General features: G+C 69.3%; 7 protein-coding genes and 1 pseudogene. All 8 read left to right on the top strand.

Annotated features, from left to right (window positions below; translation table 11 throughout):
• Positions 1-93 precede the first annotated feature (93 nt).
• Positions 94-1,281 (top strand): annotated as a pseudogene (locus ACWCRB_RS47640) (nitrate- and nitrite sensing domain-containing protein); the annotation flags it as partial.
• A 9-nt stretch (positions 1,282-1,290) separates the two neighbouring features.
• On the top strand, positions 1,291-1,704 hold the full coding sequence (locus tag ACWCRB_RS47635; protein ID WP_044471908.1) for a roadblock/LC7 domain-containing protein: 414 nt from the start codon (positions 1,291-1,293) through the stop codon (positions 1,702-1,704).
• Between the two features lie 108 nt (positions 1,705-1,812).
• Complete coding sequence (locus tag ACWCRB_RS47630) at positions 1,813-2,211, top strand: DUF742 domain-containing protein (protein ID WP_450402383.1); 399 nt, start codon at positions 1,813-1,815, stop codon at positions 2,209-2,211.
• Entirely contained in the window at positions 2,192-2,767 is a 576-nt protein-coding gene (locus ACWCRB_RS47625; protein WP_006375318.1) for a GTP-binding protein, read from the top strand. The genes ACWCRB_RS47630 and ACWCRB_RS47625 overlap by 20 nt, the downstream gene beginning before the upstream one ends.
• Positions 2,768-3,145: 378 nt before the next feature.
• Entirely contained in the window at positions 3,146-6,475 is a 3,330-nt protein-coding gene (locus ACWCRB_RS47620) for a sensor histidine kinase (RefSeq protein WP_451002042.1), read from the top strand.
• 10 nt (positions 6,476-6,485) lie between these two features.
• Positions 6,486-6,899 (top strand): roadblock/LC7 domain-containing protein, encoded by a 414-nt coding sequence (locus ACWCRB_RS47615; protein ID WP_005479603.1) that lies wholly within the window; start codon positions 6,486-6,488, stop codon positions 6,897-6,899.
• A gap of 97 nt (positions 6,900-6,996) precedes the next feature.
• Complete coding sequence (locus tag ACWCRB_RS47610; RefSeq protein WP_369037135.1) at positions 6,997-7,593, top strand: DUF742 domain-containing protein; 597 nt, start codon at positions 6,997-6,999, stop codon at positions 7,591-7,593.
• On the top strand, positions 7,574-8,155 hold the full coding sequence (locus ACWCRB_RS47605) for a GTP-binding protein (protein ID WP_026248371.1): 582 nt from the start codon (positions 7,574-7,576) through the stop codon (positions 8,153-8,155). The genes ACWCRB_RS47610 and ACWCRB_RS47605 overlap by 20 nt, the downstream gene beginning before the upstream one ends.
• Positions 8,156-8,285 lie beyond the last annotated feature (130 nt).

The following is an 8,285-nucleotide window of genomic DNA, read 5'->3' as shown; positions in this document are numbered from 1 at the left end:
ACCGTACCGCCGGTGGCCTTGACGGCCTGGCGGATGCCGTCGCCCTTCATGCCGGGCTTGCAGGCGATCGTGTAGTCGCCGGCCTTCACCTCGGCCCGTCCGGAGCTGCCCGGCGGCAACGGCAACGCGCCGTCGCGGCCGAGCTGGAGCGACGAGAACGCACAGCCTCCGGTGCCGCGTGCCTCGCTGGACACCCCGCGCGGTCACGAAGAGCCGGACTCCACCTCGCGGATGCCTCGCATCGACAGCCGCCAGGACCCGGCCGCGACCTCGGAGATGCCGGCGCTTCCGCGCATCGACGATCTCCAGAACCCGGCCGCCACCTCCGAGTTCGCCCGCCCCGACTTCAACGCCCCGCGTCCTGGCGGTCCTTCGGACACCGGCCAGTTCGCCGTGCCCGGTTTCGGCCCCGCCGACACCAACGGCCAGCAGAACACCGGGTCGTTCGTCCGCTCGGACGTCTTCGGCACCCCGGCGGGCGGACCGCAGAGCCCGCAGAACAACGGGCAGTTCGGGCCGCCGTCGTACGACAACGGTTCGACGGGTCAGTTCCCGGCGCCGACCGGGTACGACAACGGCTCGACCGGCCAGTTCCCCGCGCCGCCGGCCCCCTTCGACAGCCGGGGTCCGGTGCCGCGCCGCCAGCAGGACCCGTCGTCCACCGGCCAGTTCGAGCGCCCCCAGCCGGGCGCGGGCCGTGGCCCCGGTGACTTCGGCGGCTCGCGTCCGCCGGTCCCGCCGCGCCCGCCGCAGCCGGAGGCACTGCCCCCGGCGAGCAGCCCGGGTGACGGACGGACGCCGCTGTACGACACCCTGGAGACCAACTGGTTCCACGGGCAGGGTCAGCAGGGCGGCCGGCCGCAGACCAACGGCACCAACGGTGCCGGTACCAACGGCGTCAGCAACGGGAACGGTTCGGCTCCCCCGCAGCCGTCCTCCGCGCCGACTCCCCCGCGTCCGGCGACCGCGCCGGCCGCTACCAGCTCCTGGCGCAGCTCGCCCAACGACGAGCTGATCCGGCAGGCCGAGCGCGTCCGCCAGCCGGCCGCCGGTGGCGTCACTACTTCCGGCCTTCCGCGCCGGGTCCCGCGTGCGAACCTCGTACCGGGTACGGCTCAGCAGCAACAGCACCAAAGCGGTCCTGCGGTCTCACGCGCGCCCGATGACGTGCGCGGCCGGCTGACCAATCTCCGTAGGGGCATCGCCCAGGGTCGGCAGGCCGGTACCGGCTCCGACCAGACGGGCAGCTTCCCCAGCCCCACTCACCAGCAGGAGCGTTAGTTGAGCCAGATGAGCCAGGCGGCACAAAACCTCAACTGGTTGATAACCAACTTCGTGGACAACACCCCGGGTGTGTCCCACACCGTCGTCGTGTCCGCCGACGGTCTCCTTCTGGCGATGTCGGAAGGTTTCCCGCGTGACCGCGCCGACCAGCTCGCCGCCGTCGCCTCCGGGCTCACCTCGCTCACCGCGGGTGCCTCGCGCATCTTCGAAGGCGGCACGGTGGCCCAGACGGTCGTCGAGATGGAGCGGGGTTTCCTCTTCCTCATGTCCGTCTCGGACGGATCGTCTCTGGCGGTCCTCTCCCACCCGGACTGCGACATCGGCCTTGTCGGCTACGAGATGGCGCTGCTGGTCGACCGGGCGGGCGCAGTGCTCACCCCGGACCTGCGCGCCGAACTACAGGGCAGTCTGCTCCACTGACCGCTCCGGATCCACCCGTCTCACCAAAACACCGTCCGGCCGACACAATCCCCCCACCGGCCATGTCAGACGGCACGACTGACCGACGCTGTCCCGCCCGGAGGATTCATGACCCCGCCCACCGCCTCTCACGATCCGTACGCTCATACGTACGAGGACGAGGGCGACCAGCCGCTGGTACGGCCCTACGCCATGACCGGCGGCCGGACCCGGCCGCGCTACCAGCTCGCCATCGAGGCCCTGATCAGCACCACGGCCGACCCGGCGGCGCTCATGGGACTGCTCCCCGAGCACCAGCGCATCTGCCACCTGTGCCGTGAGGTCAAGTCGGTGGCAGAGGTGTCTGCGCTCCTCACCATGCCGCTCGGCGTGGCCCGCATCCTGGTCGCGGACCTTGCCGAGGCCGGACTGGTCGCCATCCACCAGCCGGGCGGCGACGAGAACAACGGCGGTGCACCAGCGGTGACACTGCTCGAAAGGGTGCTCAGTGGACTTCGCAAGCTCTGACGGGGGCCGGGCGACCACCTCCGCGAAGATCGTGGTCGCGGGTGGCTTCGGCGTCGGCAAGACCACGTTCGTGGGCGCCGTCTCGGAGATCAACCCGCTGCGCACCGAGGCCGTCATGACGTCCGCCTCGGCGGGCATCGACGACCTCACCCACACCGGGGACAAGACCACCACGACGGTGGCCATGGACTTCGGCCGTATCACCCTGGACCAGGACCTGATCCTGTACCTCTTCGGTACGCCGGGTCAGGACCGTTTCTGGTTCATGTGGGACGACCTGGTGCGCGGCGCGATCGGCGCCGTGGTCCTGGTCGACACCCGCCGGCTCGCGGACTGTTTCCCCGCGGTCGACTACTTCGAGAACAGCGGCCTGCCGTTCGTCATCGCCCTCAACGGCTTCGACGGGCACCAGCCGTACAACCCCGAAGAAGTGCGCGAGGCGCTCCAGATCGGGCCGGACGCGCCGATCATCACGACGGACGCCCGGCACCGCTCGGATGCCAAGAGCGCGCTGATCACGCTGGTCGAGCACGCGCTCATGGCACGCCTGCGGTAACCAAGTCAACGATGCCGTACGGCAGTTGTCGTAGATACACCGGAGCCGGCTGTGGCCTTTGACACGGTCGGCCCCGGTGTTCATAACGTTTCGACAGAGATATCTGGTGGTACGGCCACGCGTCGCGGTCACCTGGTCTCGCTGCGCTCACATCAGCCCCGCCTTTTGGCGGGGCTCGTTCTTTATGACCGTTTTATCTGGGGCTTACATCACTACGGATCTTCGCATTCCACTGTTTGGAAGTGCGAAGGCTGACGTGCTGGAATGCCTGAACTGCCTAATAGTCAAAGACGTACCCCTACCGGGGGTCTTTGACTTACCGGCTCTGAGAGACTGCGGCACAACGATGGTGCCTTCCGCCGAGAGGTTGTTGGTCGAGTGAGGCGAAGCAAGAACGGTCCCGAGCCGTCGGCCCGGGGCAACTTCACCCCGCCGCCGCGCGGAGCGGCGTCCGCCCCTGTGCCCGGCTCGGAGCCGACGGCCCCACCCGCTCCGAGCGGCGGCCGTTTCTCCCCGCGCAACTGGCGCGTGCCGACCAGGCTGAACGCGATCCTGCTCATACCCGTGGTGGTCGGCCTCGTCATGGGCGGCTTCCAGGTGAAGAGTTCGATCGACACCTGGCAGGAGGCCGAGGACGCGGAGAAGACCGCACGCGTCGTGCAGGCCGCCCTGAACTACGGCGACGCGCTCTTCCAGGAGCGTGACATCACCGCGGCACCCCTGCTCCAGGGCAAGGGCCAGGACGACGCGACGGTCGTGAAGGCCCGTGCGGCCACCGACAAGGCCGCCGACGCCTTCGACGCCGCCGTGCAGAACATCCCGGACAAGCCGAGTGTCGAGCGCCGGCTGAAGCTGTTCCGCGAGGTCGAGCCCCAGCTGGAGACTGTCCGCGCGGCCGCCTACACCTCGAAGCTCACCGGCGTGCAGTCCGAGGAGAGCTACACCGCCATCACGCACACGCTGATGGAGTTCTCCAACGAGCTCGGTCTGGGCACGGGCAACATCACCGCCTACGGCCGGACCGTGTACGCGATCTCGCTCACCAAGGCGTCCGTGTCGCTGGAGCGTTCCATCGGCATGCACCTGCTGATCAAGCCGGGCCCGAGCGCGAGCAGCTTCCAGGCCCAGCGCATCGCGCTCTCCTCGTACGCGTACCTGGAGCGGATCGCCGTCGCGGAGTACATCGCGGGCGGTACCGCCGAGGACGCCAAGAAGCTGGAGGACGCGACCGCCCAGGTCACCGCGACGGGCAAGGAGATGGCCGAGCAGGCCGCCCAGGCCGCCGCGGCCAAGGGCGAGACGTATGTCGCGCCGCCGTCCGACCCCACCAAGATGATCTCGGCCCTGGCCGCGCTCTCCTCGACCGACGCCAGTGCCCGCGCCCAGCTCGCGGCGAGCGGCATCACGCCCCAGAACTGGTGGGCGGTCAACACGCTGAAGTACAACGCGTACCTCAAGCTGGAGTCGGACCTCTCCAAGTCCGCGGTGGCCGAAGCGTCCAGCATCTCCGACGACGCCAAGCGCGACGCCATCATCGTGGGTGCGGCCGTCGTGGTCGCCCTGCTCGCCGCGTTCATCCTGGCCGGCATGGTCGCCCGCCAGATGAGCCGCGCGATGCGCCAGCTGCGCAACGCCGCCTTCGGTATCGCCGAGCAGCGTCTGCCGATGCTGGTCGACCAGCTCTCGCGCACCGACCCCGGCCGGGTCGACACCCGGGTCGCCGCCATCCCCATCAACACCACGGACGAGATCGGCGAGGTCGCCCGCGCCTTCGACCAGGTCCACCGCGAGGCGGTCCGACTGGCCGCCGAGCAGGCCCTCCTCCGAGGCAACATCAACGCGATCTTCACCAACCTGTCGCGCCGCAACCAGTCCCTGATCGAGGGCCAGCTGACCCTCATCACCGACCTGGAGAACAACGAGGCCGACCCGGACCAGCTGGAGAACCTCTTCCGCCTGGACCACCTCGCGACCCGTATGCGCCGCAACGGCGAGAACCTCCTGGTCCTCGCCGGCGAGGAGCCGGGCCGCCGCTGGGACCAGCCGGTCCCGCTGGTCGACGTCCTGCGCGCCGCCTCCTCCGAGGTGGAGCAGTACGAGCGCATCGAGCTGTCGGGCGTACCGGAGGCCGAGATCCACGGCCGCGCGGTCACCGACCTCGTGCACCTGCTGGCGGAGCTGCTGGAGAACGCCACGACGTTCTCGTCCCCCCAGACGAAGGTCCGCGTCACGGCGACCCGTCTCCCGGACGGCCGCATCATGGTCGAGATCCACGACAAGGGCATCGGCCTCACCGCCGAGGACTTCGCGGACATCAACCACAAGCTGGCCAACCCGCCGACCGTGGACGCCGCGATCTCCCAGCGCATGGGCCTGTTCGTGGTCGGCCGGCTGTCCGACCGGCACGGCATCCGCGTCCAGCTCCGCCCCTCGGGCGAGCAGGCCGGTACAACCTCGCTGGTCATGCTCCCGGACGCCATCACCCACGGTGGCGGTGGCGAGCAGCAGCTGCAGCGCGACGAGTTCACCGTCTCGCAGATCATCCCGGAGCAGCAGCCGCAGCAGCAGTACGTCGGCGAGAGCTTCGGAGCCGTCCAGCAGCAGCCGATGCGTACGGCGGCCGAGCTGGGCTTCGACGACAGCCGCTACACCGAGGTCCCGGACGACATACGCGAGCTGGACCCCGTAGGCCGCTCCCTGATGCGCGAGGAGCGCCGGGCGCAGCTGGAGGCCCAGACGCACCCCGAGCCGGGCCAGCACGAGGCCGGCGAGGTCCCCGCGTACGGCGACGACTTCACCGCGGCGCCGAACGGCCAGACCCCGGCCCTGGAGGAGCCCTTCGCGGGCTACGACCAGCAGACGGCGTACGAGGATCGGCAGCAGCCGTCGTACGAGGAGCCGTACTACAACGGGAGCAACGGCTTCCCGCAGACGGACGACTTCACCTCCGCCGGCAGCGACTACCCGTCGACGAACGGCTACTCGTCCACGAACGGCAACGGCGGCTACCCCGAGCCCGCGTACGCGGAGCCCGGCCAGGAAGAGCCCGCGCCGGCGCACGCCTCCGCCCCGGAGTCCTTCTCGGCCTTCGAGGAGCGGCGCTACCAGGACGACTGGCCGCAGCCGGACAGTTACCAGAACGGACACCGCTCCGAGTACGCTCCGGAAACGGAGTCCGCGCAGGCCGGTGACGTGAGTGAGCGAAATCACGTAGGCTTCGAGCGTCCGGGACCGGCCCCCTCCGCCCCGCACACGCTGACCGATGCCGGGCTCCCCCGCCGTGGATCCACCGCGAGCGGCACCAGCAACGGCACCTCCCGGCAGCACGTGGGCCAGGAGACTCCGGCGCCGGCCCCCGCAGAGCAGAACGGCAACACGAACGGCAACGGAACCGGTCCCGACGACTGGCGCTCGGCCAACGACGAGCGCTGGCAGCAGGCGTCAGCGCTCCGCAAGCCCAAGGCGGGCGGGGTAACCTCCTCCGGCCTGCCGCGCCGGGTACCGAAGGCCAATCTGATCGAGGGTGCCGCGGAAGCGACTCCCCAGGGCGGTCCGTCGGTCTCCCGCGCCCCCGAGGACATCCGGGGCAGGTTGAGCAACCTGCGCCAGGGCGTCCAGCGGGGACGCACCGCAGGTAGTGACACGAACGGCCAGGCCACCAGGAATCACCACGGTGGGCCTGACAGCACCTACAACCAGGAGCGTTAGTGTGAGCCCGATGAGCCAGGCGGCGCAGAACCTGAACTGGTTGATCACCAACTTCGTGGACAACACCCCTGGGGTGTCCCACACGGTGGTGGTCTCCGCCGACGGACTCCTTCTGGCGATGTCCGAAGGTTTTCCGCGAGACCGTGCGGACCAGCTCGCCGCTGTCGCCTCCGGTCTGACCTCCCTCACCGCTGGTGCCTCGCGCATCTTCGAGGGCGGCAGCGTGAACCAGACAGTTGTGGAGATGGAGCGGGGATTCCTCTTCATCATGTCCGTCTCCGACGGTTCTTCGCTCGCGGTCCTTGCACATCCGGAGGCCGACATCGGTCTCATTGGGTACGAGATGGCGCTTCTGGTCGACCGTGCCGGTACGGTCCTGACACCCGATCTGCGTGCGGAGCTCCAAGGGAGCCTTCTCAACTAGCAGACAGACGGTGCGTTTTGGCGTCCCGGGACGGTAGGTTTCGGACGCGGCTCCACAGTGATGCGGTGCCCCGGCACAGTCGGAGGAGGAGAAGAAAGTGGCAACACCCCCAGGCGGTTCGTCCTCGGGCAACTGGTCGTACGGCCCCGGCCAGGGTCAGGGCGGCCAGGGTCAGGGTGACCAGAACCGGTACAACTTCCCCTCCGCACCGAGTCACCGTCGGCAGCAGCCGTACGCACCCCAGAACCCGCAGGGTCCCGGGCCGTCGCCGTACGACCAGCCGCCGGCCCCCCGTATTCAGCCAGTGCAGCCGCAGCGGCGCTCTCCGGAGCCGTCGCCCGCCGGGGGCGCAAGCAACCCCCTGGTGCGTCCGTACGCCATGACGGGCGGCCGGACCCGCCCGCGCTACCAGCTCGCCATCGAGGCGCTGGTGCACACCACTGCGCAGCCGCACCAGATGCAGGGCCAGTTGCCCGAGCATCAGCGGATCTGCAACCTCTGCCGAGAGATCAAGTCGGTGGCCGAAATCTCGGCGTTGCTGACCATCCCCCTCGGCGTGGCCAGGATCCTCGTCGCCGACTTGGCGGAGGCAGGCCTGGTCGCCATTCATCAGCCCGGCGGCGACGAGAACGCCGGCGGCCAGCCAGACGTGACTTTGCTCGAAAGGGTGCTCAGTGGACTTCGCAAGCTCTAGCGGAGGGCCTTCCCGCTCCACCACGTCCGCGAAAATCGTGGTGGCGGGCGGCTTCGGCGTGGGCAAGACCACGTTCGTCGGGGCCGTCTCGGAGATCAATCCGCTGCGTACCGAGGCCGTGATGACGTCCGCGTCCGCGGGCATCGACGACCTCACGCACACGGGGGACAAGACCACCACGACGGTGGCAATGGACTTCGGCCGTATCACCCTGGACCAGGACCTGATCCTGTACCTCTTCGGTACGCCCGGCCAGGACCGCTTCTGGTTCATGTGGGACGACCTCGTGCGGGGTGCGATCGGTGCGATCGTCCTCGTTGACACGAGGCGCCTTGCCGACTGCTTCCCGGCTGTCGACTACTTCGAGAACTCCGGGCTGCCCTTCGTGATCGCCCTGAACGGCTTCGACGGGAACCAGCCGTACAACCCGGACGAGGTCCGGGAGGCGCTCCAGATCGGCCCGGACACGCCGATCATCACGACCGATGCCCGTCACCGTGCGGACGCGAAGAGCGCGCTCATCACGCTCGTGGAGCACGCGCTGATGGCTCGCCTGCGGTAGGTAGGTTGTTTTGCGGCTACTGGGCTGCCACGGACGGTGCTTTGCCGTCTGCGGCAGCCCTTCGGCTTGTCGCGCAGTTCCCCGCGCCCCTAAAGACGGCGGGGCTGGTGCTTTTAGGGGCGCGGGGAAC

This window comes from Streptomyces sp. NPDC002156 (assembly GCF_053593675.1).
Note: the sequence above shows the minus strand (reverse complement) of the source record. Positions and strands in the feature narration are given on the sequence as shown.